The 25,824-nt window shown below is 66.5% G+C and carries 23 protein-coding genes; 9 read left to right on the top strand and 14 right to left on the bottom strand.

From position 1 onward, the window contains the following. Positions 1-20: 20 nt before the first annotated feature. The gene (purB, locus tag ASD72_RS12990) at positions 21-1,388 is read right to left on the bottom strand and encodes an adenylosuccinate lyase (RefSeq protein WP_056880378.1); all 1,368 of its coding nucleotides are present in this window, start codon (positions 1,386-1,388) and stop codon (positions 21-23) included. Between the two features lie 138 nt (positions 1,389-1,526). Between purB and ASD72_RS12985 the strand changes: the two genes are divergently transcribed. Beyond that, positions 1,527-2,948 (top strand): class II fumarate hydratase, encoded by a 1,422-nt coding sequence (locus ASD72_RS12985; RefSeq protein WP_056880377.1) that lies wholly within the window; start codon positions 1,527-1,529, stop codon positions 2,946-2,948. Positions 2,949-2,992: 44 nt separating this feature from the next. On the opposite strand, the gene ASD72_RS12980 is transcribed toward ASD72_RS12985, so the two are convergent. The 7 genes from ASD72_RS12980 to ASD72_RS12950 are packed head-to-tail and all read right to left on the bottom strand — an operon-like array spanning position 2,993 to position 7,761. Beyond that, positions 2,993-3,658: a DUF2884 family protein gene (locus tag ASD72_RS12980; protein WP_056880376.1), complete on the bottom strand. Its 666-nt coding sequence runs from the start codon at positions 3,656-3,658 to the stop codon at positions 2,993-2,995. 16 nt (positions 3,659-3,674) lie between these two features. Continuing rightward, on the bottom strand, positions 3,675-4,517 hold the full coding sequence (locus ASD72_RS12975; RefSeq protein WP_056880375.1) for a DUF4097 family beta strand repeat-containing protein: 843 nt from the start codon (positions 4,515-4,517) through the stop codon (positions 3,675-3,677). Between the two features lie 25 nt (positions 4,518-4,542). Then, positions 4,543-5,202 (bottom strand): hypothetical protein, encoded by a 660-nt coding sequence (locus ASD72_RS12970; RefSeq protein ID WP_056880374.1) that lies wholly within the window; start codon positions 5,200-5,202, stop codon positions 4,543-4,545. A 59-nt stretch (positions 5,203-5,261) separates the two neighbouring features. Then, a complete protein-coding gene (locus ASD72_RS12965) occupies positions 5,262-6,260 on the bottom strand; it encodes a hypothetical protein (protein WP_056880373.1) in 999 nt (332 codons plus the stop codon). Continuing rightward, positions 6,257-7,135, bottom strand: coding sequence for an ABC transporter ATP-binding protein (locus ASD72_RS12960; protein WP_056880372.1), 879 nt, complete (start codon positions 7,133-7,135; stop codon positions 6,257-6,259). The genes ASD72_RS12965 and ASD72_RS12960 overlap by 4 nt, the downstream gene beginning before the upstream one ends. Continuing rightward, on the bottom strand, positions 7,135-7,497 hold the full coding sequence (locus ASD72_RS12955) for a GntR family transcriptional regulator (RefSeq protein WP_056880371.1): 363 nt from the start codon (positions 7,495-7,497) through the stop codon (positions 7,135-7,137). The genes ASD72_RS12960 and ASD72_RS12955 overlap by 1 nt, the downstream gene beginning before the upstream one ends. Before the next feature lie 3 nt (positions 7,498-7,500). Continuing rightward, entirely contained in the window at positions 7,501-7,761 is a 261-nt protein-coding gene (locus tag ASD72_RS12950; protein WP_056880370.1) for a hypothetical protein, read from the bottom strand. Between the two features lie 134 nt (positions 7,762-7,895). On the opposite strand from ASD72_RS12950, the gene ASD72_RS12945 reads away from it, so the two are divergent. The 5 genes from ASD72_RS12945 to ASD72_RS12925 all read left to right on the top strand — a co-directional run bounded on the left by ASD72_RS12945 (position 7,896) and on the right by ASD72_RS12925 (position 11,766). Next, positions 7,896-8,459, top strand: a complete 564-nt coding sequence (locus ASD72_RS12945; RefSeq protein ID WP_056880369.1) for a glutathione peroxidase — start codon at positions 7,896-7,898, stop codon at positions 8,457-8,459. Positions 8,460-8,593: 134 nt separating this feature from the next. Next, positions 8,594-9,478: an FKBP-type peptidyl-prolyl cis-trans isomerase gene (locus tag ASD72_RS12940; RefSeq protein ID WP_235578018.1), complete on the top strand. Its 885-nt coding sequence runs from the start codon at positions 8,594-8,596 to the stop codon at positions 9,476-9,478. A 43-nt stretch (positions 9,479-9,521) separates the two neighbouring features. After that, a complete protein-coding gene (locus ASD72_RS12935) occupies positions 9,522-10,874 on the top strand; it encodes a UDP-glucose/GDP-mannose dehydrogenase family protein (protein WP_056880367.1) in 1,353 nt (450 codons plus the stop codon). Then, a complete protein-coding gene (locus ASD72_RS12930; protein ID WP_056880366.1) occupies positions 10,864-11,100 on the top strand; it encodes a SlyX family protein in 237 nt (78 codons plus the stop codon). The genes ASD72_RS12935 and ASD72_RS12930 overlap by 11 nt, the downstream gene beginning before the upstream one ends. A gap of 39 nt (positions 11,101-11,139) precedes the next feature. Further along, positions 11,140-11,766, top strand: a complete 627-nt coding sequence (locus ASD72_RS12925) for a DUF2058 family protein (RefSeq protein ID WP_056880365.1) — start codon at positions 11,140-11,142, stop codon at positions 11,764-11,766. Between the two features lie 5 nt (positions 11,767-11,771). On the opposite strand, the gene ASD72_RS12920 is transcribed toward ASD72_RS12925, so the two are convergent. The 4 genes from ASD72_RS12920 to ASD72_RS12905 all read right to left on the bottom strand — a co-directional run bounded on the left by ASD72_RS12920 (position 11,772) and on the right by ASD72_RS12905 (position 17,780). Then, positions 11,772-12,965 carry an MFS transporter gene (locus ASD72_RS12920; RefSeq protein WP_056880364.1) on the bottom strand — a complete coding sequence of 398 codons (1,194 nt, stop codon included), beginning with the start codon at positions 12,963-12,965 and terminating at the stop codon, positions 11,772-11,774. A gap of 119 nt (positions 12,966-13,084) precedes the next feature. After that, on the bottom strand, positions 13,085-15,772 hold the full coding sequence (gene metH / locus ASD72_RS12915; RefSeq protein WP_056880363.1) for a methionine synthase: 2,688 nt from the start codon (positions 15,770-15,772) through the stop codon (positions 13,085-13,087). Continuing rightward, the gene (locus ASD72_RS12910; RefSeq protein ID WP_056880362.1) at positions 15,769-16,854 is read right to left on the bottom strand and encodes a homocysteine S-methyltransferase family protein; all 1,086 of its coding nucleotides are present in this window, start codon (positions 16,852-16,854) and stop codon (positions 15,769-15,771) included. The genes metH and ASD72_RS12910 overlap by 4 nt, the downstream gene beginning before the upstream one ends. Continuing rightward, positions 16,851-17,780 (bottom strand): metalloregulator ArsR/SmtB family transcription factor, encoded by a 930-nt coding sequence (locus tag ASD72_RS12905; RefSeq protein WP_056880361.1) that lies wholly within the window; start codon positions 17,778-17,780, stop codon positions 16,851-16,853. The genes ASD72_RS12910 and ASD72_RS12905 overlap by 4 nt, the downstream gene beginning before the upstream one ends. Positions 17,781-17,910: 130 nt before the next feature. On the opposite strand from ASD72_RS12905, the gene ASD72_RS12900 reads away from it, so the two are divergent. Continuing rightward, positions 17,911-19,059 (top strand): acyl-CoA dehydrogenase family protein, encoded by a 1,149-nt coding sequence (locus tag ASD72_RS12900; protein WP_056880360.1) that lies wholly within the window; start codon positions 17,911-17,913, stop codon positions 19,057-19,059. A gap of 169 nt (positions 19,060-19,228) precedes the next feature. Then, complete coding sequence (locus ASD72_RS12895) at positions 19,229-21,103, top strand: DUF885 domain-containing protein (RefSeq protein ID WP_056880359.1); 1,875 nt, start codon at positions 19,229-19,231, stop codon at positions 21,101-21,103. 60 nt (positions 21,104-21,163) lie between these two features. On the opposite strand, the gene ASD72_RS12890 is transcribed toward ASD72_RS12895, so the two are convergent. Then, positions 21,164-22,060 (bottom strand): NmrA family NAD(P)-binding protein, encoded by an 897-nt coding sequence (locus ASD72_RS12890; RefSeq protein ID WP_056880358.1) that lies wholly within the window; start codon positions 22,058-22,060, stop codon positions 21,164-21,166. A gap of 126 nt (positions 22,061-22,186) precedes the next feature. Here ASD72_RS12890 and ASD72_RS12885 point away from each other — a divergent pair, with 126 nt between their 5' ends. Beyond that, positions 22,187-22,570 carry a helix-turn-helix domain-containing protein gene (locus ASD72_RS12885; protein ID WP_056880357.1) on the top strand — a complete coding sequence of 128 codons (384 nt, stop codon included), beginning with the start codon at positions 22,187-22,189 and terminating at the stop codon, positions 22,568-22,570. 50 nt (positions 22,571-22,620) lie between these two features. Here ASD72_RS12885 and ASD72_RS12880 read toward each other — a convergent pair whose 3' ends face one another. Next, positions 22,621-25,824 carry an efflux RND transporter permease subunit gene (locus tag ASD72_RS12880; RefSeq protein WP_056880356.1) on the bottom strand — a complete coding sequence of 1,068 codons (3,204 nt, stop codon included), beginning with the start codon at positions 25,822-25,824 and terminating at the stop codon, positions 22,621-22,623.

Genomic DNA, 25,824 nt, shown 5'->3' with positions numbered 1-25,824 from the left:
GCCGTTCCCGCCTCCGCAGGTCAGATGTCCCGGGCGAGGCGCTCGGCCAGGCCGGTGTAGCTGCCCGGCGTCATCTCGCGCAGGCGCTGCTTGGCGTCCGCCGGCAGGTCGAGCGACTCGATGAAGCTGCGCATCGAATCGGCGGTGATGCCCTGGCCGCGCGTCAGCGCCTTCAGCTGTTCGTACGGGTTCGGCAGGCCGTGGCGGCGCATGACGGTCTGCACGGCCTCGGCCAGCACTTCCCAGGCGGCATCGAGGTCGGCGTTCAGGCGCTGCGGGTTCACTTCCAGCTTGCCCAGGCCCTTGGCCAGCGAATCCAGCGCCACCTGCGTATGGCCGAAGGCGGTGCCTAGGGCGCGCAGCACGGTGGAATCGGTCAGGTCGCGCTGCCAGCGGCTGATCGGCAGCTTGGCGCTGAAATGCTCGAACAGCGCGTTGGCGATGCCGAAGTTGCCTTCCGCATTCTCGAAGTCGATCGGGTTGACCTTGTGCGGCATGGTGGAACTGCCCACTTCGCCTTCCTTGAGCCGCTGCTTGAAGTAGCCCAGCGAGATGTAGCCCCAGATGTCGCGGGCCAGGTCGACCAGGATGGTGTTGGCGCGGCGTGCGGCATCACCGATCTCGGCGACGTTGTCGTGCGGCTCGATCTGGGTGGTGTAGGGGTTGAACACCAGGCCCAGGCCTTCGACGAAGCGCTGCGCGAACGCCGGCCAGTCCACGTCCGGGTAGCTGGCTACATGCGCGTTGTAGTTGCCCACCGCGCCGTTGATCTTGCCGGTCAGTTCCACCGCGGCGATCTGCGCACGCTGGCGCTCGAGGCGGGCGACGACGTTGGCGATCTCCTTGCCCAGCGTGGTCGGGGAAGCGGTCTGGCCGTGCGTGCGCGACAGCATCGGCTGCGCGGCCTGCGCATGGGCGAGCGTGCGCAGCATGCCGGCGACGCCGTCCAGCGCGGGCAGCAGCACCTCGCGGCGGGCCTGTTCCAGCATCAGGCCGTAAGACAGGTTGTTGATGTCTTCGCTGGTGCAAGCGAAATGGACGAACTCCAGCGCCGGTGCGAGTTCGGCATCGTCCTTCAACTGCTCCTTGATGAAGTACTCCACCGCCTTGACGTCATGATTGGTGGTGCGCTCGATCTCTTTGACCCGGGCGGCATGGGCGACGCTGAAGCCGTCGGCCAGCGCGCGCAGGCGGGCCTTCGCGCCGTCGGAGAAGGCGGCCAGTTCGACGATGCCCGGCTCCGCGGCCAGCGCCAGCAGCCACTCGACCTCCACCTTCACGCGGGCACGGATCAGCCCGTACTCGGAAAAGATCGGGCGCAGCGCATCGACCTTGCCGGCGTAGCGGCCATCGAGCGGAGAGAGGGCGAGCAGGGACGATTCCGACATGGGGGCGGGGAGGGCTGAAAAGGATCGTTTCATTTTACCCCGGGAAGCGGCCGAACCGGCCTCGCGTATCCTGTCGGCCCCCGCCAGCCACCGGCCCTCGCCGGCGCGCAAGCCGTGAATTCCTTCCAGGAGACGGTGATGACCAGCAAGAAGACCGTGGGCCGGACCCGCGTCGAACACGACAGCATGGGCGAGCTGCAGGTGCCTGCGGAGGCTCTCTGGGGCGCGCAGACGCAGCGCGCGGTGCAGAACTTCCCGATTTCCGGCCGGCCGATGCCGCGTGGATTCATCCGCGCGCTGGGACTGGTGAAAGCGGCGGCGGCCGAGGTCAATGCGGGCCTGGGCCTGCTGCCCAAGGGCATCGCGAAGGCCGTGCAGGGCGCCGCGCTCGAGGTTGCCGAGGGCGCGCACGACGCGCATTTTCCGATCGACGTCTATCAGACCGGTTCCGGCACCTCGTCCAACATGAACGCCAACGAGGTGATCGCCAACCTCGCTTCGCGCGCGGGCAAGGCGCAGGTGCACCCGAACGATCACGTCAACCTCGGCCAGAGCTCCAACGACGTGATCCCCACGGCGATCCGCGTCGCCGCGCAGCTGGCGGCGGTGGAAGACCTGCTGCCGGCCATCAAGCACCTGCGCAGGACCATCGATGCGCGTGGCCGTGCGTTGGGGAAGGTGGTCAAGACGGGTCGCACCCATCTGATGGATGCCATGCCGCTGACCTTCGGCCAGGAGTTCTCGGCCTGGTCGGCGCAGCTGTCGTCGGCGCAGGCACGGATCGAAGACACGCTCAAGCGCGTGCGCCGCTTGCCGCTGGGCGGCACGGCGATCGGTACCGGCATCAATGCCGATCCGCGCTTCGGCACGCGGGTGGCCAAGGCACTGTCGGCCCGCACGGGTACCCGCTTCGAAAGCGCGGCCAACAAGTTCGAGGGCCTGGCGGCGCAGGACGACGCGGTCGAACTCTCGGGCCAGCTCAGTGCGCTGGCCGTCGCGCTGACCAAGATCGCCAACGACCTGCGCTGGATGAACTCCGGGCCGCTGGCCGGCCTGGGTGAAGTGGAACTGCCTGCACTGCAGCCCGGCAGTTCGATCATGCCGGGCAAGGTGAATCCCGTGATTCCCGAAGCGACCGTGATGGTCTGCGCGCAGGTCATGGGCTACCACACCGCAGTGACGGTGGCGGGCCAGACCGGCAACTTCCAGCTCAATGTCACCCTGCCGCTGATCGCGCACAACCTGCTGGATGCGATGCAGCTGCTGTCGAACGTGTCGCGACTGCTGGCCGACGATTGCATCGCGGGGTTGAAGGTGCGGGGCGATCGGGTGAAGGAAGCGCTGGACCGCAACCCCATCCTGGTCACCGCGCTGAACCCGGTGATCGGCTACGAGAAAGGCGCGGCGATCGCCAAGCAGGCCTACAAGCAGAACCGGCCGGTGCTGGAGGTGGCACGCGAGGTCACCGGCTTGCCGGAGAAGACGCTCAAGCCACTGCTGGACCCGGCCGTGCTGGCCAAGGGCGGCATCCACGGCAAGGCGGGTGGCGGCGGCGGCTGAAACCCCGTCCGCCGCTATGCGGCGGCAGACGGTCTACGGCGGAGTCAGGGCTTGGCGGGCTCCGCCGCGGCGGCATCGGCTTCAGCGGCGGCATTCTTTTCGGCGTCTGTCTCGCCCTTGATCGCCTGGCCAATGGCGCGGCCGACATCCTCGCCGGCCTCGTGGCTGTCGTTCTGGTCCGTGCGGCAGTCTTCCACGTCGCCTTCGTCCATCGTGGCGTAGGGCTGGAACGCGGGCAGGGCGGCGGCGAGTTCCTGCTGCGCCTTGTACAGGCCCGGCAGGCGGTCGCAGATCTTCATCGCTTCGTCTTCGACCTTCTTGGCCTCGGCTTCGATCTCCTTGTCGATCTGGTCCGGATTGCCGCTGAAAATGCCCTTCACCGCGGCGCCCACGGCCTTGCCGGCGAGCTTGACGCCTTCCTTGCCGGTCGCGATGCCGGCATCGGCGATGCCGCCCAGTTCACGGTGGTAGGCCACCAGCAGGGCGCGCTGTGCGTCGTTCACCTCCACCTGCTTGCCGGCGATGATGAAGTCGCCCTTGGCGGAGATTTCCGCCTTCGGCTGGCCGGTCGTGTTGAGCGTGATGCTCTGGCCCCACAACGCCCCCGAGGCTTCGATGCGGCTGCCGGTGTCGGGCGCCTTGTCCTTGCCGGAACAGGCGGCCAGGAAGACGACGGAAATCGCAAGGGCGAGCGGTGCGAATCGGGTCATGGTCGTTCCTTGGAAATCAATGGTGTTTCGGGAGATCGACGGCGCCCTTCACGCCCTCGTGGTGCACGTCGCCGCTGCCGACCGAGCGCACGGTGAGCGCGCCTGCGACATTGCGGGCTTCGACACCGCCGGAGCCGACCGACCCGACCACGACGTCGCCGCCGACATCGCGCAATTCGGCGTCGCCGGAACCGATCGAGCCGATCTCGACGTTGCCGGTGCCGCGTACGAGGGTGAAGTCGCCCGAACCGATGCTGCCGACGTGCACGGCGCCACGTACACCGCGCGCGGTGACGTCGCCGGAGCCGATGGAAATCACACGCAACGCCCCGACGTCGTCGAGTTCGATGTCGCCGGAGCCGACGGATACAGCGGCCAGGCCGCGGATGCCGCGCGCCACCACATCGCCGGAGCCGACGTCAGCGCTCAGCACCGCTGCGCCGGTCACGCTGGCGTCGCCGGAACCGACCTTGAGCTGTACCGGCAGCGTGTCGGGCAGGGTCACCGACAGCGTCTGGTACGCGTAGTTGTTGCCGAAGAACACGCCACTGAAACGGCCCTCGCGCCACGCGCGGACCACCAGCTTGTCGCCAACGCGCTCCTGGGTCAGCTTCAGGCTCGGCAACGCATCGGCCTGGGAAGCGCACGCCTTGCCTTGCAGCGAAACCGCCGCGCCCGGCGACGCGTCGACACGCAGGTCGTTGTGGCCGATGTCGAACACGACGGCCTTGGCGCCGGCGGTGTCGAGCTTCAGTTGGCGCGGGGCGGAATGCTTGCAGTGTTCGTCCTGCGCGAATGCGGGTGCCGCAAGCAGCGCGGTCGCAAGGAACAGGATCGGGGTGGCGGTCGTCATGCGCATGCGGTGGTTCTCCGTGTCGCGGAAATCAGAAGTCCCAGTCGGACTGGCTGGCGCAGTCGTCGACGTCGGCCTGGTCCATGCTGGCATAGGGCTTGAACTCGGGCACGGAGGCCGCGAGCGCCTGCTGCGCGGTGAGCAGCGCCGGCAGGCGACCGCAGAGCTGGTCGACCATCGGCTTCATCTTGGTCTTCGCTTCCGCGCCGACCTGCTTGCCGATCTCGTCGCCGGACTGTCCGGCCAGGACGCCCTTGAGCGCGCTGGCGGCGGCATCGATGCCGACCTTTGCGCCTTCCATGCCGATCGCCATGCCGTCGCCGACCACGGTGATCATGGCGCCGCGGTAGGCAAGTACCTTTTCCTTCTGCTCGGGCGTGGTCGCCACGGACTTGCCCTCGATCAGCAGCTCGCCCGCCGGGGTGATCTCCGCCTTGGGCAGGTTCTGGTTCTCGTTGCGGTTGAGCGTGAGGTTCTCGGTGGCCAGCTTCTGGCGCGCCGCGTCGATCTCGCTCTGGGCTTTCTGCAGTTCCTGGCTGGCTTCACCCAGGCCCTTGCGGGCTTCGTCCATCGCCTTGGCGGCGATGCCGGTCGGCGCGTTGTCGTTCTTGTCCGGTGCGGGCTGGCAGGCGGCCAGTGCGATCATGGCAACGAAGGGGAGCGTGCGCAGGAGGGCAGGCGTGCGGGGCATGGGTCGTCCTCTCGGGTGTCTTGGAAAGGTGGCGGCCGAAGCCGCCACCGGGGTCGGGCTTATTCGCTTTCGCGCCAGCGCCGCAGGTAGATTGCACCGACGATCAGGGCCACGCCGATGGCGGCGCCGATCCACAGGTCGGCCGAGGCGAAGGCTTGCCAGCTGCGGGTCAGGTCGATCGCGTTGGCCAGTTCGTCAGGCGTGTTGATCTCGGTGTGCGGGTTGGCGGCACCGCCCTGCAAGGTCGGGAACCAGGCGCCCGGCACCACGCTCAACAGGCCGCGGTAGACCACCGTGTACCAGACCAGGTCGTGGCGGATCTTCAGGCCCGGCAAGATGTCGGTCATGCTGATGATCACGCAGGCCAGCACCGGCACCAGCACGGCCCACAGGAACGGCTTGCTGCGTGCCCAGGCGGAGCAGAACATCAGCCAGCCGATCGCCGGCAGGGACCAGAACATGTAGACCGGCAGCGAGCTGACCACGCCGCCGATGACGCGCAGCGGATGCGAGTGGGTGAAGATCGCGCCGCCGGCGGGCAGACCGTTGATGCTGATGGTCAGCGCCGAGATCAGCCACATGCACAGTCCGATCAGGATGCCGACGCTCACGGCCAGCAGCGGCGCCAGGACCAATGCCCAGGCGAGCTTCGACAGGACCATGTGGGTGTCGGAGACCGGCAGCGACTTCCAGAACAGGACGCTGCGGTCGCGACGATCGTCGTACAGCGTGCCCAGGGCGTAGAAGAACACCACGAACGCCAGCACCACGCAGGCCAGGATCACGCCACCGAGCAGCATGCCGTCGCCGATGCCGCCGACGATCATCTCCGCTTTGCGGGGCGCTTCCTCAACGCTGAAGCCGCCGCCGTCCATGGAGCCGCGCGCGGCGATGCTCCCGATGACGGCCAGGATCAGGTTGAGCACCACGAAGATGCCGCCGGTGATCACGGGTGCCCAGAAGAAGCCGCCGCGGTTCTCCCAGAACTCGCGCTTGATCAGCCATTTGAACGCGCCCGGCTTGGAGGGTTTGCCCAACGTCGAAGTCACGGCGTTCATGCGTAGGTTCCTTTCATGATGGCGACGAACAGGTCGGCGAGGCCGGGGGTGCGGGTCTCGCCGAGCGGGGCGAGCTGCGCTTTCGGTACGCCGTCGAACAGCAACACGGTCTTGCCGAAGGGCAGGGCGCGCTCGTCGATCGGTTTCAGAGCGCGCGCCTGGTCGGCCGCGTCTCCACCACTGACGAGCACTTCGGTGTAACGCTCGGCGACTTCGTCCATCTGCGAGGTCAGGACGATCTTGCCGTCGCGGATGAACATCACGTCGGTGAGGATGTGTTCGATCTCCTCGACCTGGTGGGTGGTGACGATGATGGTCTTCTGCTCATCGAAATAGTCTTCCAGCAGGCGCTGGTAGAACTGTTTGCGGTAGAGGATGTCCAGGCCCAGCGTGGGCTCGTCCAGCACCAGCAGCCTGGCGTCGATGGCCATGACCAGCGCCAGGTGCAGCTGCACGATCATGCCCTTGGACATCTCGCGCACGCGCAGGTTGGGCTTGAGCTGGGTGTTGGCGATGAAGCGCTCGCACTTGGCGCGATCGAAGCGCGGGTGCACGCCTTCGACGAAGTCGATGGCCTCCTTGACCTTCATCCAGCGCGGCAGCACGGCGACGTCGGCGATGAAGCAGACGTCCTTCATCAGTTCGTCGCGGTCCTTGCGCGGATCCAGGCCCAGCACCTTCAGCTGGCCCTCGAACGGCGTCAGCCCGAGGATGGCCTTGAGCGCAGTGGTCTTGCCCGCGCCGTTCGGACCGATCAGGCCGATGATCTTGCCCGCTTCGATCTCGAAGCTGGTGTTGTCCAGCGCGAGCTTGTTCTTGTAGGCCTTGCGTAGACCGTGGGCATTGACCACGGTGTTGGCGATTGCGGCATTCATCACTTGTTCCCCTTGGATTGCAGCAGCTCTTCGATGGACAGGCCCAGGCGCTCGATGCGCTCGGCGACGGCCGGCCACTCTTCGGTCAGGAACCGCTCGCGCTCGGTGCCGCGCAGCTTCTTGGACGCTTCGTCGGTGACGAACATGCCCAGGCCGCGGCGCTTCTCCACCAGGGCCTCATCGGCCAGTTCCTGGTAGGCGCGCGATACGGTAATCGGATTCAGCTGGTACTCCGCCGCCACCTGGCGGACGGAGGGCAGGGCGTCGCCCGGCTTCAGGATCCCGTCCAGCATCATCGCGATCACGCGATCCTTCAGCTGGCGGTAGATGGGAGCGCCGTCGCTCCATTGGATGGACGTCATGGCTCAGCTCCTCGGACGCAGCGATTGGCCAAAGGAAAAGTAGGGCATGGCCAGCGAGGCCCGGGCGCGGCGCTTGTGCTGCCGCGTCTCCGGGTTGCGGTCATCGCCTGCGATCTCGCGGGCATCGGATTCCAGCGCGCCGACCAGCGCGGCGGATTCCACCTCGGCCGTGCGGGCACCGGTGACGGTCGCCAGCACCCCGATCGCCAGCAGCAGGCCGCCGACGGCCAGGCTGGGCAGTGTGTGGGTCAGTTTCTGGTTCATGGCATCCCCCGCTGCGTTGGGTGAGTGGTGTTGTATTCAACTATAACACCAAAACACAGGGCGTCAACTCCCTTGCAAGGTTTTGTCACCCAACTGAAGGCATACTTGTCATGTTCGTACTAGCGGAGTGGGTCATGACATCCAAGTTGCTGAAATACATTGCTTTTGTGGCGCTCCTTGGCGCCGTTTCGATCGCTTTGGCAGCCGGTCTGCTGGACGTCAGCTACCGGCCGTTGACCGGGAAGACCCCCGTGAACCTGAAGAAACAGTACGCCGGGCAGGTGCTCCTGGTGGTCAATACCGCCAGTAAGTGCGGTTACACGCCCCAGTACGAGGGCCTGGAAGCCCTGCACCAGCACTACGCGGCGAAGGGCTTCGCGGTACTCGGCTTCCCGTCGAACGACTTCAAGGGCCAGGAACCCGGCACCGAGAAGGAAATCCAGGAGTTCTGCACGCTTACCTACGGCGTGAAGTTCCCGATGTTCGAAAAGGTGTCCGTGATCGGCGATGACGCCACACCGTTGTACAAGGCGCTCACGCAGACCACCGGCACCGCGCCGGGCTGGAATTTCCACAAGTACCTGATTTCGCGCGACGGGCGCGTGGTCGCGAACTTCCCCAGCAAGATCAAGCCCGACGATCCCGCATTGGTCGCCGCCATCGAACGCGAGCTGGCGATGCCGCGCGCAAAGCGTTGACGCTGCCGCCGTGGAAGGCGGCGGGCATGCCACAATAAGAGGTTGGCGCCATCTTCCCGGCGCAGGCTCCAGGAGTGAGAAGGATGAAGCGGTCGGTCCGCGGCATTGCCGCGTTGTTGGGAATCTCGTTTTCGATGCTGGGAGGCAGCGTGTCTGCACAGGAAAAAACCGCGCTGGTGACCGAGCGCGACAAGGTCAGCTACGCCATCGGCGTGGACGTCGGCAGCTCGCTGCAGCCCGTGGGTGCGTTCCTCGACACCGCAGCCTTTGAGCGCGCGATCGTCAACACGTTCGCGGGCAAGCCCCCGCTGATCACCGAACAGGAAGCGCAGGCCACCGACCAGTTGCTGCGCGTGAATCTCGCCGTGGCCGATGGCCAGCCGATTCCCGGCATGCCGCCGGGCAGCGCACCGCCGCCGGTCGACAAGACCAAGGTAGGCCTGTTCCTCGGTACGTACGTTGTCGGTCCTTCGCTGTTGCCGTTCAAGGACGAAGTCGATCCGGCCGTGCTTGCACAGGCCGTGCGCGCCGTCGCCGGCAAGAGTGGGACACCGTTGCTGACCCTCGAGCAGGCGCAGGCCGAGATGAAGGCCTACCTGACCAAGCGTCAGGCGGGCGTCGCCCAGCGCAACCGTGACGAGGGCGCGAAATTCCTCGCCGAGAACAAGAGCAAGCCGGGCGTGATCACCACGCCGTCGGGCCTGCAGTACATGGTGCTGCGCCAGGGCAACGGCCAGCGCCCGATGCCGACGAGCCGCGTGCGCGTCAACTACGAAGGCAAGCTGTTGAGCGGCGACGTCTTCGATAGTTCGTACGAGCGTGGCCAGGCGGCCGAATTCCCGCTCAATGGCGTGATCGCGGGCTGGACCGAAGGCGTCTCGCTGATGCCGGTCGGCGCCAAGTACCGCTTCTGGATTCCCTCCGGCCTGGCTTACGGCGCGAGCGGCGCACCCGGCGGCAAGATCGGCCCGGACGCGACCCTCACGTTTGACGTGGAGCTGATGGGCATCCTGCAATAGTCGTCGGTTGCAATAGCCGCGACGGGGTCCAGGAGGCCGCAGCATGCGAGTAGCCATTTTCGGCACGGGTTACGTTGGGTTGGTGACAGGCACGTGCCTGTCGGACGTCGGGCATGACGTGGTCTGTGTCGACATCGACCCGGCCAAGGTCGACGGCCTGAACCAGGGCATCGTGCCGATCTACGAGCCCGGCCTGTCGCCGATGGTGAAGGCCAACCACGCCGCGGGCCGGTTGCGCTTCACGACCGAGGCGGCCGCGGCGATCGCGCATGGCGACGTGCTCTTCATCGCGGTGGGCACCCCGCCGGACGAGGACGGCAGCGCCGACCTGCAATACGTGCTGGCCGTGGCCAGGACGATTGGTCGCCACATCGAGCGGCCCTGCACGGTGGTGAACAAATCCACCGTGCCGGTGGGTACCGCGGACAAGGTCAAGGCGACGATCGAGGCCGAACTGGCATCGCGTGGCGTCGAGGTGGCGTTTGACGTGGTGTCCAACCCGGAATTCCTGAAAGAAGGCGATGCGGTCAACGACTGCATGCGGCCGGACCGCATCATCATCGGTGCGGCGCGCCCGCAGGCGGTGGACAAGCTGCGCCGGCTGTACGCGCCGTTCAACCGCAACCACGAGCGCATCGTGGTGATGGATGTGCGCTCGGCCGAGCTGACCAAGTACGCCGCCAACGCGATGCTGGCGACGAAGATCAGCTTCATGAACGAGATCGCCAACATCGCCGAGCGCGTGGGTGCGGACGTCGAGCAGGTGCGCCAGGGCATCGGGTCGGACCCGCGCATCGGCTGGCACTTCATCTACCCCGGCGCCGGCTACGGGGGCTCGTGCTTTCCCAAGGACGTGCAGGCGCTGGCCAAGACCGCGCAGCAACACGGCTACGCACCCGAACTGCTGCAGGCCGTGGAAGGCGTCAACGAACGCCAGAAGGGCCACCTGTTCGAACTGATCCAGCGCCACTACGACCGTGGCGAGGATGAGGGCGTGCGTGGCAAGACCTTCGCCGTCTGGGGCCTGGCGTTCAAGCCCAATACCGACGACATGCGCGAAGCGAGCAGCCGCCGGCTGCTGGCCGAGTTGTGGGAGGCGGGTGCGAACGTGCGGGCCTACGACCCGGAAGCCCGCGAGGAGGCCGGCCGCGTCTTCGGCGAGCGCGGGGACCTGGTGCTGTGCACCGATGCGCGCGCGGCGCTGGAGGGTGCCGATGCGCTGGTGGTAGTGACCGAGTGGAAGCAGTTCCGCAGCCCGGATTTCGCCCGCCTGCGCGAGACCTTGGCCGATGCCGTGGTGTTCGATGGCCGCAACCTTTACGATCCCGCCGAGGTCGAGGCCGCCGGCATCGCCTATTACGGCATCGGACGAGGGAGATCGATACATGCAGGCTGACCTGCCACTCCAGCGCGACGCGCTGGAGCAGCGCCTGGTAGAGCTGGAAACGCGCCTCGCGTTCCAGGAGCACGCGCTGGGCGAACTGAGCGAAGCGCTCGCCGACGCGCGCGTCGAGAACCAGCGTACCGCGTTGTTGCTGCGACACATGGTGGAAGAGCTGGGCAAGGTGCGGTCCTCGTTGTTCGAGGACCCCGCCAACGAGCCGCCGCCGCCCCATTATTGATACGCTGTGGGGACAGTACGTTCTCCCCCCGATAGACCGATGAGCGATTCCCTCCGAGACCAGTTGTTGGGCCTGGGCTTCAAGCCGGCGCCCAAGCCCGAGCGCAAGCCCGACACGCGCAAGCCCGATGCGCGCAAACCCGGCCAGAAGCCGCCCGGGAAGGGCGCCGCGCCGCCGCGTCCAGCCCACGCCGGCAAGCCGCGTCCTCCGCAAGGCCAATCGCGCAAGCCGAGGTCGCAGGAAGACATCGACCTGGCCAAGGCCTACGCCATCCGTGCGCAGCGCGAGAAGGATGAGCGGATCGAGGCCGAACGGGTGAAGCAGGAAGAAGCGCGCCTGCGTCGCGAAGCCAAGGCGAAACTGGAGGACTTCCTCAAGGACAAGGCGCTGAACGATGCCGAAGCCGACATCGCCCGCCATTTCCCCTACGGCGGCAAGATCAAGCGCATCTACGTCAATGCCGACCAGCTGAAGGCGCTCAATGCCGGCGAACTCGGCGTGGTGCAGCAGAACGGGCGCTACCTGCTGGTCTCGTCCGCCGTGCTGGCCGAGGCCGAAGCGATCTTTGCGCCTGCCGTCGCCCTGAAGGTCGATCCGAATGCGCCGGCGGGGGACGATCCCTACGCCGATCCGCAATACCAGGTGCCCGACGACCTGGTGTGGTGAGGGCGTCAGCCGCCGCTTGAGCCCGGGTGCGTATCCGTGCGGACCAGCCACCGCCACACGATCGCCGCGGCGAGCAGGGCGATACCGGACGACGCCATGAAGGCGGTTTCGCCACCGAAGCGCCACAGCTGCCCGGCGAGCAGTGCGCCGCAGACACCGCCGACGCCGGACGACAGACCGTAGAACACGCCCTGGCCATGGCCATTGAGGCGGCCGGGGAAGAAGCGCACCAGCAATTGCATGGCCGCGGCGAAGAAGGCGCCGAAGTTGAGCGCGTGGGTCAGCTGCGCCAGCACCATCACCGGCATGTTGTCGGGAAACATTGCCGTCACCAGCCAGCGCACCGAGGCGCTCAGCAGCGCCAGCATCAGCACGCGCGACGCGTCCCAGCGCCGGAAGATGCGGCTGGACAGGAAGAACACCACGATCTCCGCCAGCACGCCCACGGTCCAGAGCACGCCTTGCGTGGCCGTGGTGTAGCCGTGCTCGGAAAGATAGATCGAGAAGAACGTGTAGAAAGGGCCGAACGAGATCTGGGTCAGGAAGGCGGCGACGAAGAAGGCGATCACCCGGGGCTGCCGCAGGCGCGCGCGGAAGCCGTCGCCTGCTGCCGCAGGCGGGGCTTCCGGCTCGTGCGCGTAACGGTTGAGCAGCGCGGAGCCCAGCACGGCCGCCAGCACCGGCAACATCAGCCAGGGCAGGGCGCCGATGCCCAGCCGACGCGCATCGATCAGCCAACCGAACGACGCCACCACCACGATGAAGCCGATCGACCCCCAGACGCGGATCAGGCCGTAGCGATCGCTGCGCGTCGCCAGGTGCGACATCGTGATCGACTCGAACTGCGGCATCACCGCGTTGTAGGTGAAGCAGAACGCCGTCATCACGGCGAACAGGCCCACGTAACGCCATGGCAGCAGGAACAGGGCGAAGCTGCCCACGGCCAGCGCGCACCCCAGGTGCAGCCAGCGGATCGGGCGCGGCGAGCGCGCGGCGAGCGTGGTCCACAGCGTCGGCGAGACGATGCGGGTGGCGTACCACAGGCTCATCAGCACGCTGATGGCGGTGACGCCGAGCCCGCGCGACTCCAGGTACAGGCTCCAGTAGGGTGTGAACGCACCCAGCACGGCGTAGTAGAAGAAGTAGAAGCTGGACAGCTTCGCCGCGGGATAGCCCGATGGGTCCTTGGCGGCCTTCATCGCGCGCGCCGGGTCGCGCCCGCGACAGGCGTCACCAGGCTTGGGCAGGCGGGAAGGAGCGACGGCATGATGCGGTGGCCACGGGGAGGGTGGCGCATTCTAGCCGGGAGCACCCGGCTTCACTCCGGATCGTAGTCCAGGTTAGAGGCCAGCCAGCGCTCGACCTGCGCGATCTCCACGCCCTTGCGCTTCGCATAGTCCGCCACCTGTTCCTTCGACACCCGCCCGACCACGAAATACTGGCTCTGCGGGTGGCTGAAGTAGTAGCCGGAAACGGCCGCCGTCGGCAGCATCGCGAAACTCTCCGTCAGCGACATGCCGGCGTTCGCTCCGGCATCGAGCAGGCGGAACAGCGCGCCCTTCTCGCTATGCTCGGGGCAGGCGGGGTAACCGGGCGCCGGGCGGATGCCGACATATTTCTCCGCGATCAACGCGTCGTTGTCGAGCGCTTCGTCGGCGACGTAGCCCCAGAAGTGCGTGCGTACACGCAGGTGCAGTCGTTCGGCCAGCGCTTCGGCCAGACGGTCGGCCAGCGCCTTCAGCAGGATCGCGTTGTAGTCGTCGTGGTCGGCTTCGAAGCGCGCGACATGCGCGTCGATACCGATGCCGGCGGTGACCGCGAACGCGCCGATCCAGTCCTGCCGGCCGGAGTCCTTCGGTGCGATGAAATCGGCCAGGCAGAAGTCTGGACGGTCCGCGGGCTTGTCCACCTGCTGGCGCAGGAAGTGCAGGCGCTCGGTGCGGCCGTCGTGGGTCAGTTCCACATCATCGCCCACGCTGTTCGCCGGCCACAGGCCGAACACGGCCTTCGCGGTCAGCCATTTCTCCGAGACGATCCGGTCCAGCATCGCGCGCGCGTCGCGGTACAACTCGCTGGCTTGGGTGCCGACGATGTCGTCGGTCAGGATCGCCGGGAACTTGCCGGCCAGCTCCCAGGCCTGGAAGAACGGGGTCCAGTCGATGCAATCGACCAGTTCCGTCAGCGGATAGTCGTCGAACACGTGCAGGCCCGGCTGGCGCGGCGCGGGCGGCACGTAGTCGGCCCAGCCGCCTTCGAACTTCTGCCCTCGCGCTTTCTCCAGCGACACCAGGCGCTTCGCATCGCCGCGGTTCTTGTGGCGCTCGCGGATTTCGGCGTAGTCGGCATCGTTGGCGGCCACGAAGGCCGTGCGCATGTCGCGCGAGATCAGTGATTGCGCCACGCCGACGGCGCGGGAGGCATCCTTCACCCACACGGTGGGGGCTTTGTAATGCGGGTCGATCTTCAGCGCCGTATGCGCGCGCGACGTGGTCGCGCCGCCGATCAGCAGCGGCGTTTCGAAACCCTGCCGCTGCATCTCGCGCGCCACGTGGGTCATTTCCTCCAGCGATGGCGTGATCAGGCCGGACAGGCCGATCAGGTCGGCGTTCTCGGCGCGCGCGGTGTCGAGGATCTTCTGCGTGGGCACCATCACGCCCAGATCGACCACGTCGAAGTTGTTGCAGGCCAGGACCACGCCGACGATGTTCTTGCCGATATCGTGCACGTCGCCCTTGACCGTGGCCATGACGATCTTGCCGTTGGACTTGCCGGCATCGCCGGTACGCAGTTTCTCGGCTTCGATATAGGGCAGCAGGTAGGCCACGGCCTTCTTCATCACGCGCGCGGACTTCACCACCTGCGGCAGGAACATCTTGCCGGCGCCGAACAGGTCGCCGACCACGTTCATGCCGTCCATCAGGGCGCCTTCGATCACATCCAGGGGACGCGAAGCCTGTTGCCGGGCTTCTTCGGTATCCTCTTCGACGAAGGCATCGATGCCGTGCACCAGGGCGTGCGCCAGGCGCTCGCGGACCGGCTTCTCGCGCCAGGCGAGATTCTCCACCGGGGCTTCGCCTTTCTTCCCCTTGTAGCGGTCGGCGATTTCCAGCAGCCGTTCGGTGGCGTCCTTGCGGCGGTTGAGCACCACGTCTTCCACGCGCTCGCGCAGCTCTGCGTCCAGGTCGTCGTAAACCGGAAGACCGCCGGCGTTGACGATCCCCATGTCCATGCCGGCCTGGATGGCGTGGTACAGGAACACCGAGTGGATCGCCGCGCGTACCGGCTCGTTGCCGCGGAAGGAGAACGACACGTTCGACACGCCGCCGGACACATGGCAGTGGGGTAGGGTCTGCTTGATGATCCGCGTGGCTTCGATGAAGTCCACCGCGTAGTTGTCGTGCTCCTCGATACCGGTGGCGACGGCGAAGATGTTGGGGTCGAAGATGATGTCTTCCGGCGGGAAGCCCACGTCATCGACCAGGATGCGGTAAGCACGCGTGCAGATCTCGACCTTGCGCGCGCAGGTGTCCGCCTGTCCGGTCTCGTCGAACGCCATGACGACCGCGGCGGCGCCGTAGCGCAGCACCTTGCGGGCATGGTCGATGAAGGCTTCTTCGCCTTCCTTCAACGAAATCGAGTTGACGACGCCCTTGCCCTGCAGGCACTTGAGGCCCGCCTCGATCACGCTCCACTTGGACGAGTCCACCATCACCGGAATGCGCGCGATGTCGGGTTCGGAGGCGATCAGGCTGAGGAACCGGACCATCGCCTTCTCGGAATCGATGAGGCCCTCGTCCATGTTCACGTCGAGGATCTGCGCACCGCTCGCCACCTGCTGTCGCGCGACCTCGACGGCCTCCTCGTAACGCTCTTCCTTCACCAGCTTGCGGAACTGGGCGCTGCCGGTGACGTTGGTGCGTTCGCCCACGTTGACGAACAGCAGGTCCGGCGTGATGACCAGCGGCTCCAGGCCGGACAGGCGCGTGTGGCGCGCGGCGGTGCTCATGCGGCCTGCTCCAGGGCAGCGCGCAGGCGGCGGGGCGGCAAGCCGGCAACGACGTCGGCGATCGCCTTGATGTGGGCCGGCGTGGTGCCACAGCAGCCGCCCACGAGGTTGAGCAGGCCCGACTCGGCGAACTCCTTCAGCGTCGCCGCCATCTCTTCGGGCGTCTCGTCGTACTCGCCGAAGGCATTGGGCAGCCCGGCGTTCGGATGCGCACTGACATAGGCGTCGGCGACGGTGGCCAGCGTATCGACATGCTCGCGGAGATCCTTCGCGCCCAGCGCGCAGTTCAGTCCGACCGACAGGGGACGGCTGTGCGCGATGGAGGTGTAGAAGGCTTCCGCGGTCTGGCCGGACAGCGTGCGGCCGGATGCGTCGGTAATCGTGCCGGAGATCATGACGGGCAGGCGTCCGCCGCGCGCATCGAACACTTCCTCGATGGCATACAGCGCGGCCTTTGCGTTCAACGTGTCGAAGATGGTCTCCACCATCAGCGTATCGGCGCCGCCGTCGATCAGGCCTTCGATGGCTTCGCGGTAGGTGCCGCGCAATTCATCGAAGCTGGTGTTGCGGAAGCCGGGGTCGTTGACGTCGGGGCTGATCGAGGCCGTGCGGCTGGTCGGGCCGAGCACGCCGATCACGAAACGCGGTTTGTCCGGCGTCCTGGCCTCGGCGGCGTCGCAGCATGCGCGCGCGACGCGGGCGCCGGCCTTGTTCAATTCGTAGACCAGGTGCTCGAGATGGTAGTCGGCCTGGCTGACCGAGGTCGCGTTGAAGGTATTGGTCTCGACCAGGTCCGCGCCCGCATCGAGGTAGGCGGTGTGCACGCCGGCGATCACCTCCGGCTTGGTCAGCAGCAGCAGGTCGTTGTTGCCCTTCAGGTCGTGGTCGCAGCCTGGGCCGTGTTCGTGCGCGTGCTGTGCGTCGCAGCCATCCGCGAAGCGTTCGCCGCGGTAGTCGGCTTCCTGCAGGCCGTGGCGCTGGATCATCGTGCCCATGGCGCCGTCGATGATCAGGATGCGCTCTTCCAGCGCCTTGAGCAGCAGTGCTGCGCGAGTGGGATGCAACCAGGGCAGTGTTTTCATGGCTTCAGGGCAGTCAGCGACAGCACTTCGAAATGGGGCGGGCGGCGTTCACGGGTGACGGTTTCGGCGTTGGCGATCTCCAGCCCGGCCTTCTCGGCGAACTTGCGCAGTTCCTTCTCCGAGAAACCCAGGTTGACGTGGCTGTAAGCCTCGACCACGGAGCGATGCTCGTGCTTCGCCAGGCTGCTGAGCAGCAGGCGACCGCCCCGTCGAAGCACCCGCGCGGCTTCCGCCACGGCCTGCGCCGGCTTGGTGGAGTAGGTGAGCGCATGCATCAGCACGACCAGGTCGAAACTGGCGTCCTTGAACGGCAAGGCATGCATGTCCCCTTCACGCACTTCCACGTTGGGGAAACGGCGTAAACGTTCGCCAGCGGCCGCCACCACGCGGGCGCTGGTGTCGATGCAGATGTAGCGGTTGGAATGCGGGGAGAGCAGCTCCGCCAGCACGCCATCGCCCGAGGCGATGTCGAGCACGTCGCCGGTCTCGAGCAGCGGCAGCGCGGTGCGGGCCAGGGCCTCCCAGGTGCGGCCGGGCGAATAATGGCGCTCCATGTCGCCGGCGACGCTGTCGGCCCAGTTCTGGTCGGCGGCCCGGTTGGCGAGCACGCTGGCGACGCGCTCGGCGTCCTGGCGAAGCAGCGGGTCGTCGCTGCCGTCGCGCAGGCTGCGCCAGAGTTCGCGCTGGACGGTGTCCAGATTGTCTTCGTCGAAGCGGTAGTAGGCGGACACGCCGGCGCGGCGGTCGCGCACCAGGCCGGCTTCCTTGAGCTTCGCGAGGTGGGTGGACACGCGCGGCTGCGCCAACTGGGTGATGGCGGACAGCTCCGCGACGGTCAGTTCCTCGCGGGCCAGCAGGGCCAGCAGACGGACACGGGTGGCGTCGGCGAAGACCTTCAGCCGGATCGACCAGGCTTCCAGATCCATAAATATCTTCCTATCGCGATATAGAGATATTTTGACGGTCCGGCCCGGGCCGGGTCAACCCTTGGCATACGGCCGCGGATGGTCCGCGGGTTACAATTGGTATTCAAAGTTTGCTTGCCGAGGGGTAGCCGTGGATTTCGCGTTTAACGAAGAGCAGTTGATGATCCAGGACGTGGCGCGCCGGATCGCCCAGGAGAAGATCGGCCCCAGCGCCGAGCACCACGACAAGACCGGCGAGTTCCCGCTGGAGAACATCCGCCTGCTCGGCGAGAACGGCCTGATGGGCATCGAAGTGCCTGCCGAGTACGGCGGCGCTGGCATGGACCCGATCGCCTACGTGCTGGCCATGGTCGAGATCGCCGCCGGCGATGCCGCGCATTCGACCATCGTGTCGGTCAACAACTCGCTGTTCTGCAACGGCATCCTGACCTTCGGTACCGAGGAACAGAAGCAGAAGTACGTGCGTGCGATCGCCGAAGGCCGCGAGATCGGTGCGTTCGCGCTCACCGAGCCGCAGTCCGGTTCCGATGCCACGGCGATGCGCTGTCGCGCCGTCAAGCAGGCCGATGGCAGCTTCGTCGTCAACGGCAAGAAGAGCTGGATCACCTCGGGCCCCGTGGCGAAGTACATCGTGCTGTTCGCGATGAGCGAGCCCGACAAGGGCGCGCGCGGCATCAGTGCGTTCATGATCGACACCTCCCAGCCGGGCTTCCACCGGGGCAAGACGGAGCCGAAGCTGGGCATCCGCGCTTCCGCCACCTGCGAGATCGAGTTCACCGACTACGTGGTGCGTCCGGAAGACGTGCTGGGCAAGGAAGGCGAGGGCTTCAAGATCGCCATGAGCGTGCTGGATGCCGGCCGCATCGGCATCGCCAGCCAGGCCATCGGCATCGCGCGTGCCGCATACGAGGCGACGATCGCGTACGTGAAGGAGCGCAAGGCGTTCGGCGCACCGATCGGCACCTTCCAGATGACCCAGGCGAAGATCGCCGACATGAAGTGCAAGCTGGACGCCGCCACGCTGCTGACGCTGCGCGCGGCCTGGGTGAAGGGGCAGGGCCAGCGTTTCAGCAACGAGGCCGCCATCGCCAAGCTGACCGCGTCCGAAGCGGCCATGTGGATCACCCACCAGGCGCTTCAGATCCACGGCGGCATGGGCTATTCGAAGGAAATGCCGATCGAGCGGTACTTCCGCGACGCCAAGATCACCGAGATCTACGAGGGCACCTCGGAGATCCAGCGCCTGGTGATCGCGCGCAACGAGACCGGGCTGCGCTGAGTTCCACTGCCATCCCGCTGAAGGAGAGCGCCGCCGCGAGGCGGCGTTTTCCGTTCCGGGAGACGGGTATCGGCGACCCCCGTCTTTGGTCATGGGACCACGGGGCCGGCCGTCCGCTAGAGTGACCTGATGCGGGGGTGCGTCCCCCGTTTTCCTCCTGGAGACCCCGATGCGCAAAACCCTGATCGTCTGTGCCATGACCCTGGCCCTCGCCGCCTGCGACAAGGGCAATGCCCCGGCCGCTGGCGCCGCCGATGCCGCGGCCCCGGTGGCATCCGCCGCCGACATCGCCGCCGAGAGCAAGCGGCTGAACGAGTGGTTCGACAAGAAGTACGAAGAGCAGCTGAAGTTCAGCCCCATCCAGCTGACCTTCCAGGGTCGCAAGGATCTGTACGACCAGGTGGACGACATGTCCGAACAGGCGTCGCGCGACCAGGTCGCGTGGCAGAAGGCCAGCGTCGAGGAGATGGAGAAAACCTTCGCCTACGCCAAGCTCGACGACGAAGCGAAGCTGTCCTACGACCTGTGGAAGCTGCAGTACGAAAACGCCCGTGACGGCCTGCCCTTCATGGTGGACGGTTACGCGTTCGACCAGATGAACGGCGCGCAGGGCTTCTGGCCGACGTTCCTGATCAGCTTCCACAAGGTGGAGGAGGAATCCGACTACACCGCCTACATCGCACGCATCAGCGCGACCGGACGCGCCTTCGACCAGCTGCTGGAGCGCGCGCGCGCCTCGGCGACGCAGGGCATCCGTCCGCCCAAGTTCGCCTATGAGGGCGTCATCGACCAGGCGAAGAAGGTCATCACCGGCGCACCGTTCTCGGCCGGCGCGGACGCGGCGATCTGGGCCGATGCCCAGGCCAAGGCCGATGGGCTGGTGAAGGCCAGCAAGATCGACGCCGCCCGCGCCACCGCGTTGAAGGACGAGGCCCGCAAGGCGCTGCTGGAGCAGTTCAAGCCGGCATACGACCGCGTGATCGCGTGGAGCGGGGAAGAGCTGCCGAAGGCTGCGGTGAATGCCACCGGCGTGGGCAGCACGCACCCGAACGGCAAGGCGTACTACGAGTACCAGCTGCGCCAGATGACGACCACCGGCATGAGCGCCGAAGAGATCCATGCGCTGGGCCTGAAGGAAGTCGAGCGCATCAAGGGCGAGATGACGGCGCTGAAGGACAAGGTGGGCTTCAAGGGCGACCTGGATGCTTTCTTCTCGTTCATCGATACCGACAAGCAGTTCAAGTATCCCAATACCGACGCGGGCCGCCAGGCGTACATCGACGACGCCACGCGTGCCATCGACAACATCAAGAAGGTGCTGCCGCAGTATTTCGGCCTGCAGCCGAAGGCGGACCTGGTGGTCAAGCGCGTCGAGGCGTTCCGCGAGCAGGACGGCGCCGCGCAGCACTACTACCCCGGCACGCCGGATGGTTCGCGCCCGGGCGTGTACTACGCGCACCTGTCCGACATGAACGCGATGCCGAAGCCGGAGCTGGAAGTCATCGCGTACCACGAGGGCATCCCGGGCCACCACATGCAGATCTCCATCGCGCAGGAACTGACCGGCGTGCCGAAATTCCGCACCCAGTACAACACCACGGCCTACGCCGAGGGCTGGGGTCTGTATGCGGAATGGCTGGCCAAGGAGATGCCGGGCACCTACCAGGATCCGTATTCGGAGTTCGGACGCCTGAGCTCGGAAATGTGGCGCGCGATCCGCCTGGTGGTGGACACGGGCCTGCACGCCAAGGGCTGGACGGAACAGCAGGCCGTGGAGTACTTCGATGCCAACAGCGCGGTACCGCGCGCGGCGATCGAATCCGAGGTGAAGCGCTACCTGATCATGCCGGGCCAGGCCACCGGCTACAAAGTGGGCATGATCAAGATCCAGGAACTGCGCCGGAAGGCCGAGGCCGAACTGGGCGACAAGTTCGACATCAAGGGATTCCACGACACCGTGCTGGGCGGCGGCGCACTGCCGCTGACGCTGCTGGAGCGGCGCGTGGACCAGTGGATCGCCAGGGAGAAGGCCAAGCAGGCCTGAGGCATTCCTCGCGCAGCAAGAAAAGAACCCCGGCTCAGGCCGGGGTTCTTGTTCCAGGGATCAGTGCGGTTTGGTCAGCAGGTCGAGGTGCGCGGGAAGCCACGCGTCGAACGCCGACGGCGCATGGCCGGTAAGTGCAGCGAAATCATCCGTCACTTCGCCCAGGTCGCCCGCCGCCGTCGCCACATCGAACGACGTGAACACATCGGCCAGCACCGGCGGGAAACCATGCCCGCGCAGCCCTTCGGCCAGTTGCTCGGGGGTGACGCCGACGACGGACAGCGGCTTGCCCGTGGCTGCGGCGACCTTCGCCGCGATATCGCCGGCGGACAGCGCCTGCGTGCCGGTCAGGGTGAAGGTGCGGTTCTCGGTGCTGTCGGCGGCGAGCGCGACAGCCGCGGCGCGCGCCAGGTCTTCGCGGGCGATGTAGGCGACGCCGCCATTGCCCGCGGCAGTGACCCATTCGCCCGATGCGAGCGCGGACGGCAGCGAGTACGCCAGGTTCTCGGCGTACCACGCGTTGCGAAGCACCGTCCAGCCGAGGCCGCTGGCCGCCAGCGCCTGTTCGGTGCCCAGATGGTCGGGTGCGAACGACACGTGCGAGGTGGCCGGCGAGGGCAGCGAGGTGTAGACGACATGCTTCACGCCCGCCTCGGCGGCCGCCTGGACGGCGGCGCGGTGCTGCGCCAGGCGCTTGCCCGGCTCCAGCAGGGCGTCGGTGCTGACCAGCAGCACCCGGTCCGCGCCTGCGAAGGCGGCGGCCAGCGTGGCGGGCGCATCGAAGTCCGCGGCCCGCACGGTCACGCCGGCGGTGGCGAGGTCGGCGAGTGCCTCCGGCTTGCGACTGGTGGCGATGATGCTGGCCGCGGGAACCTTCAGGGTTTCAAGCAGGTGGCGCACCACGGTGCGGCCGAGATGGCCGGACGCGCCGGTGACGAGCAGGGTAGGGGAAGACATGGCGGCTCCTGGGTTTGGTAACGGAAAGGATATTGGTTACCCTATGGTAGTAATGGCGAGCGACCGTACAAGCAGGGCGTTCGAAGTAACCCGGTTACCGCGCGGTAACCGATCCCGGAGATCCTCATGACGCTACACCGCCAATCCCTGATCCTTGTCGAAAATTGCCCGATCCGGGATGTGCTGGACCGCCTTGGCGACCGCTGGACGGTGCTCGTGCTGCACGAGCTGGCGATGGGCACGCTGCGTTTCTCCGAGGTCCGCAAACGCGTGGCCGACATCTCGCCGCGCATGCTCGCGCAGACGCTGCGGCACCTGGAACAGGATGGCCTGGTCAGCCGCGTCGTGTTCCCCACGGTGCCGCCCCGCGTCGACTATGCGCTGACCCCGTTGGGCGAATCGTTCTTCGAACGCGTGGAGATGCTGGCGCAGTGGGCGTCGGAGCACCACGACGAAGTCCGGGCCGCGCGCAAGGCCTACGTGGCGCCAGCGGCGAACGCGCCCAAATGAAAAAGCCCCGGCACTGCCGGGGCTTTTTGGTTCTGCACTACATCGTTGGATCAATGTCCGCCTGCAGGCTCCGCGGGCAGCGCTCCGTCGGCGTCCTGCGCCTGCTCGCGATCGCGGTCGTGCGCATGGTCGCGTGCCAGGTACAGGTAGAACGCCGGCAGCACGAACAGGGTGAACATCGTACCGATCGTCATGCCCGAGGCGATCACCACGCCCATCGAGAAGCGCGACGCCGCACCCGGGCCGCTGGCGATCAGCAGCGGGATCATCGCGAACACCAGCGCCGCGGTGGTCATCAGCACCGGGCGCAGGCGGATGGCCGCTGCTTCCTCGATGGCCTCGCGCTTGGACAGCCCGCGCTCGACCTGCAGCTTGTTGGCGAATTCCACGATCAGGATGCCGTGCTTGGAGATCACGCCGACCAGCGTCACCAGGCCTACCTGCGTGTAGATGTTGATGCTCATGCCGGCCATCTCGGGAACGGGAAGCGATGATCCCGAGATCGCGTTGATCATCTGGATGATGCCCGGGACCAATGCCAACGCGTTCACCGTCAACAGCGCACCGCTGATCGCCATCGGCACCGTCAACAGCATGATCAAGGCATCGCGGAAGCTCTCGAACTGCGCCGACAGCACCAGGAAGATCACGATCAGCGCCAGTCCCAGCGTCACCAGCATCGCCGCACCTTCCTGCTTGAACTGACGCGATTCGCCTGCGTAATCCACCGAGTAGCCCTGCGGCAGGACCTCTTTGGCCGCCTGATCGAGGATGGCCAAGGCTTGGCCTTTGGTCACGCCGGGACGCGGCATGAAGGTGATCGCCACCGCATTCAACTGCTGGAAGCGCTTGAGCGATTGCGGCTGCGCGCTTTCCTTCAGCGTCACGATGGTGGACAGCGGGATCAGTGCGCCGTCGCGGGTGCGCGTGTAGTAGTTCTCCAGGTCGCTGGCGTTGAGGCGATCGCTGCGCTGCACCTGCGGGATCACCAGGTACGAGCGGTTCTGCATCGCAAAGCGGTTCGTGTAACCGCCGGACAGCATCGCCGCCATGTCGGCCGCCAGCGTGCGCATGTCGATGCCCAGGCCGGCCGCTTTGTCGCGGTCGATGTTGACCTCGATGCGCGGCTTGTCGATCTTCAGGTCCTTGTCGAGGAAGATGAAGCGCTTGCTCTCCATCGCCTTCATCAGGATCTGGTCGGCGAGTTCGGCCAACTGGCTCAGTTCGCCCACGCCGCCGATGACGAATTCGCCGCCGCCACCGTCGCCGCCCGCGCTCGGGAGTGAGGGGGGCACCAGCGCGAAGATGTTCAGGCCGCTGACCTGGCTCATCTTCGGTTGCAGCTCCTGCTGGAGCACGGCATTGGTCGAACGGTCGCGCTCGCTCCACGGCTTCAGCACGAAACCGGCCATCGCCATCGGGCTGGCGCCACCGCCGCTGCCGCCGAAGCCGCCGTTGAACAGGAAGTAGTCCTGCACTTCCGGCACGCCCTTGGCGATCGAGGTGACTTCCTCGGTGTAGCGCTCCACGTAGTCCAAGGTGGAGTAGGGGTCGGCGCTGGCGACCGAGAAGATGAAGCCTTCGTCTTCCAGCGGCGCGGGTTCCTTCGGTGCGGTGATGTACAGGAACACGCACGACACCAGCACCAGCAGGCCGAGCACGCCGATCACCGATTTGGTTTCCAGCGTGCCGTGCAGGCGTCGCTGGTAGCCGGCGTTGAGCGTGTCGAAGCGCGTGTCCAGCCACTTCTCCAGCTTGCCCTTGCCGCCTTCGCTATGCGGCTTGAGCAGCTTGGCGCACATCATCGGGCTGAGCGTCAGCGCGATCACGCCGGACAGCAGTACCGCGCCCGCCAGGGTGAAGGCGAACTCGGTGAACAGCACGCCGGTCAGGCCGCCCTGGAAGCCGATCGGCAGGTACACCGCCACCAGCGTGGTGGTCATCGCCACGACCGGCCAGGCGAGCTCGCGCGCGCCCTTGATCGCCGCGTCGTAGGGCGACATGCCTTCTTCGATGTGGCGGTGGATGTTCTCCAGCACGATGATCGCGTCGTCCACCACGATGCCGATCGCCAGCACCATCGCCAGCAGGGTCAGCAGGTTGATGGTGAAGCCCATCAGCAGCATCAGGAACAGCGCGCCGACCAGCGACAGCGGCACCGTCACCGCCGGGATCAGCACGCTGCGCAGGGAACCCAGGAACAGGAAGATCACCACGATGACGATGATCACCGCTTCCACGATCGTGCTGACGACTTCGTCGATGGCGTCCTGGATCTGTTCGGTGCTGTCGTACGGGATCGTCGCCTTGATGCCTTCGGGCAGCTGCGGAACGATCTCGTTGTCCCACAGCGTGCGTACGTTCTTGATGACGTCCAGCGAGTTGGCGTCGGGCGACACGAAGATGCCCATGAACGTCGCCGCCTCGCCGTTGATGCGGACCGACGTGCCGTAGCTCTCGGAGCCCAGTTGCACGTCGGCCACGTCGCCGAGCCGGACGATGGCGCCGTTCTGCTCGCGGATGATCAGCTGGCGGAACTCATCGGCATTGCGCAGGTCGGTGCGGGCCGTCATGTCGATGGCGACCATCTGGCCCTTGGTGGAACCCACCGCCGCCAGCACATTGTTGGACGACAAGGCCGTGGATACGTCGCTGGCCGTCACCTGCAGGGCCGTCATGCGGTCCGGCTTCAGCCAGATGCGCATGGCGAACGTGCCGGCGCCGAGGATGTCGGCACGCTGCACGCCCGACACGGTGACCAGTTTGGGCTGGACCACGCGGGTCAGGTAGTCGGTGATCTGGTTGTTGTCCAGGGTTTCGCTGGCGAAGGAGACGTACATGGCCGCGATCTGCTGGCCCTGCTGCAGGTCGATCACCGGGTCCTCGGACTCCGGCGGCAGCTGGCCGCGCATCTTGTTGACCTTGGCGGCGATCTGGGTGAGCGCCTCGTTCGGGTCCTGGTCCAGGCGGATGTAGGCCTGGATCTGGCTGACGCCGGCCGAACTGGTCGAGCTGAGGTACTCGATGCCTTCCGCGCTCGCCACTTCCCGCTCCAGCGGCGTGGTGATGAAGCCCTGGATCAGGTCGGCGTCGGCGCCGTAGTAGACCGTGCTGATGTTGACCACGGCGTTGCGCAGCTCGGGGTACTGGCGCACGTTCAATTCGGTGAACGAGCGCAGGCCGAACAGCAGGATGAACAGGCTGACGACGATCGCCAGCACCGGTTTGTTGATGAAGATGTCGGTGAATTTCAT

It is taken from the genome of Pseudoxanthomonas sp. Root630 (assembly GCF_001427585.1).
Classification (GTDB): domain Bacteria; phylum Pseudomonadota; class Gammaproteobacteria; order Xanthomonadales; family Xanthomonadaceae; genus Pseudoxanthomonas_A.
This window is presented reverse-complemented; position numbering and strand designations above follow the sequence as displayed.

What these genes read in the sequence shown, in the direction of transcription:
- ASD72_RS12910 (WP_056880362.1), bottom strand. Translation starts at nt 16,854, where the DNA reads ATGAAAACACTGCCCTGGTTGCATCCCACTCGCGCAGCACTGCTGCTC.
- purB (WP_056880378.1), bottom strand. Translation starts at nt 1,388, where the DNA reads ATGTCGGAATCGTCCCTGCTCGCCCTCTCTCCGCTCGATGGCCGCTAC.
- ASD72_RS12890 (WP_056880358.1), bottom strand. Translation starts at nt 22,060, where the DNA reads ATGTCTTCCCCTACCCTGCTCGTCACCGGCGCGTCCGGCCATCTCGGC.
- ASD72_RS12945 (WP_056880369.1), top strand. Translation starts at nt 7,896, where the DNA reads ATGACATCCAAGTTGCTGAAATACATTGCTTTTGTGGCGCTCCTTGGC.
- ASD72_RS12880 (WP_056880356.1), bottom strand. Translation starts at nt 25,824, where the DNA reads ATGAAATTCACCGACATCTTCATCAACAAACCGGTGCTGGCGATCGTC.
- ASD72_RS12980 (WP_056880376.1), bottom strand. Translation starts at nt 3,658, where the DNA reads ATGACCCGATTCGCACCGCTCGCCCTTGCGATTTCCGTCGTCTTCCTG.
- ASD72_RS12950 (WP_056880370.1), bottom strand. Translation starts at nt 7,761, where the DNA reads ATGAACCAGAAACTGACCCACACACTGCCCAGCCTGGCCGTCGGCGGC.
- ASD72_RS12930 (WP_056880366.1), top strand. Translation starts at nt 10,864, where the DNA reads ATGCAGGCTGACCTGCCACTCCAGCGCGACGCGCTGGAGCAGCGCCTG.
- ASD72_RS12965 (WP_056880373.1), bottom strand. Translation starts at nt 6,260, where the DNA reads ATGAACGCCGTGACTTCGACGTTGGGCAAACCCTCCAAGCCGGGCGCG.
- ASD72_RS12955 (WP_056880371.1), bottom strand. Translation starts at nt 7,497, where the DNA reads ATGACGTCCATCCAATGGAGCGACGGCGCTCCCATCTACCGCCAGCTG.
- ASD72_RS12905 (WP_056880361.1), bottom strand. Translation starts at nt 17,780, where the DNA reads ATGGATCTGGAAGCCTGGTCGATCCGGCTGAAGGTCTTCGCCGACGCC.
- ASD72_RS12970 (WP_056880374.1), bottom strand. Translation starts at nt 5,202, where the DNA reads ATGCCCCGCACGCCTGCCCTCCTGCGCACGCTCCCCTTCGTTGCCATG.
- ASD72_RS12985 (WP_056880377.1), top strand. Translation starts at nt 1,527, where the DNA reads ATGACCAGCAAGAAGACCGTGGGCCGGACCCGCGTCGAACACGACAGC.
- ASD72_RS12895 (WP_056880359.1), top strand. Translation starts at nt 19,229, where the DNA reads ATGCGCAAAACCCTGATCGTCTGTGCCATGACCCTGGCCCTCGCCGCC.
- ASD72_RS12940 (WP_235578018.1), top strand. Translation starts at nt 8,594, where the DNA reads ATGCTGGGAGGCAGCGTGTCTGCACAGGAAAAAACCGCGCTGGTGACC.
- metH (WP_056880363.1), bottom strand. Translation starts at nt 15,772, where the DNA reads ATGAGCACCGCCGCGCGCCACACGCGCCTGTCCGGCCTGGAGCCGCTG.
- ASD72_RS12975 (WP_056880375.1), bottom strand. Translation starts at nt 4,517, where the DNA reads ATGCGCATGACGACCGCCACCCCGATCCTGTTCCTTGCGACCGCGCTG.
- ASD72_RS12960 (WP_056880372.1), bottom strand. Translation starts at nt 7,135, where the DNA reads ATGAATGCCGCAATCGCCAACACCGTGGTCAATGCCCACGGTCTACGC.
- ASD72_RS12935 (WP_056880367.1), top strand. Translation starts at nt 9,522, where the DNA reads ATGCGAGTAGCCATTTTCGGCACGGGTTACGTTGGGTTGGTGACAGGC.
- ASD72_RS12920 (WP_056880364.1), bottom strand. Translation starts at nt 12,965, where the DNA reads ATGAAGGCCGCCAAGGACCCATCGGGCTATCCCGCGGCGAAGCTGTCC.
- ASD72_RS12885 (WP_056880357.1), top strand. Translation starts at nt 22,187, where the DNA reads ATGACGCTACACCGCCAATCCCTGATCCTTGTCGAAAATTGCCCGATC.
- ASD72_RS12925 (WP_056880365.1), top strand. Translation starts at nt 11,140, where the DNA reads ATGAGCGATTCCCTCCGAGACCAGTTGTTGGGCCTGGGCTTCAAGCCG.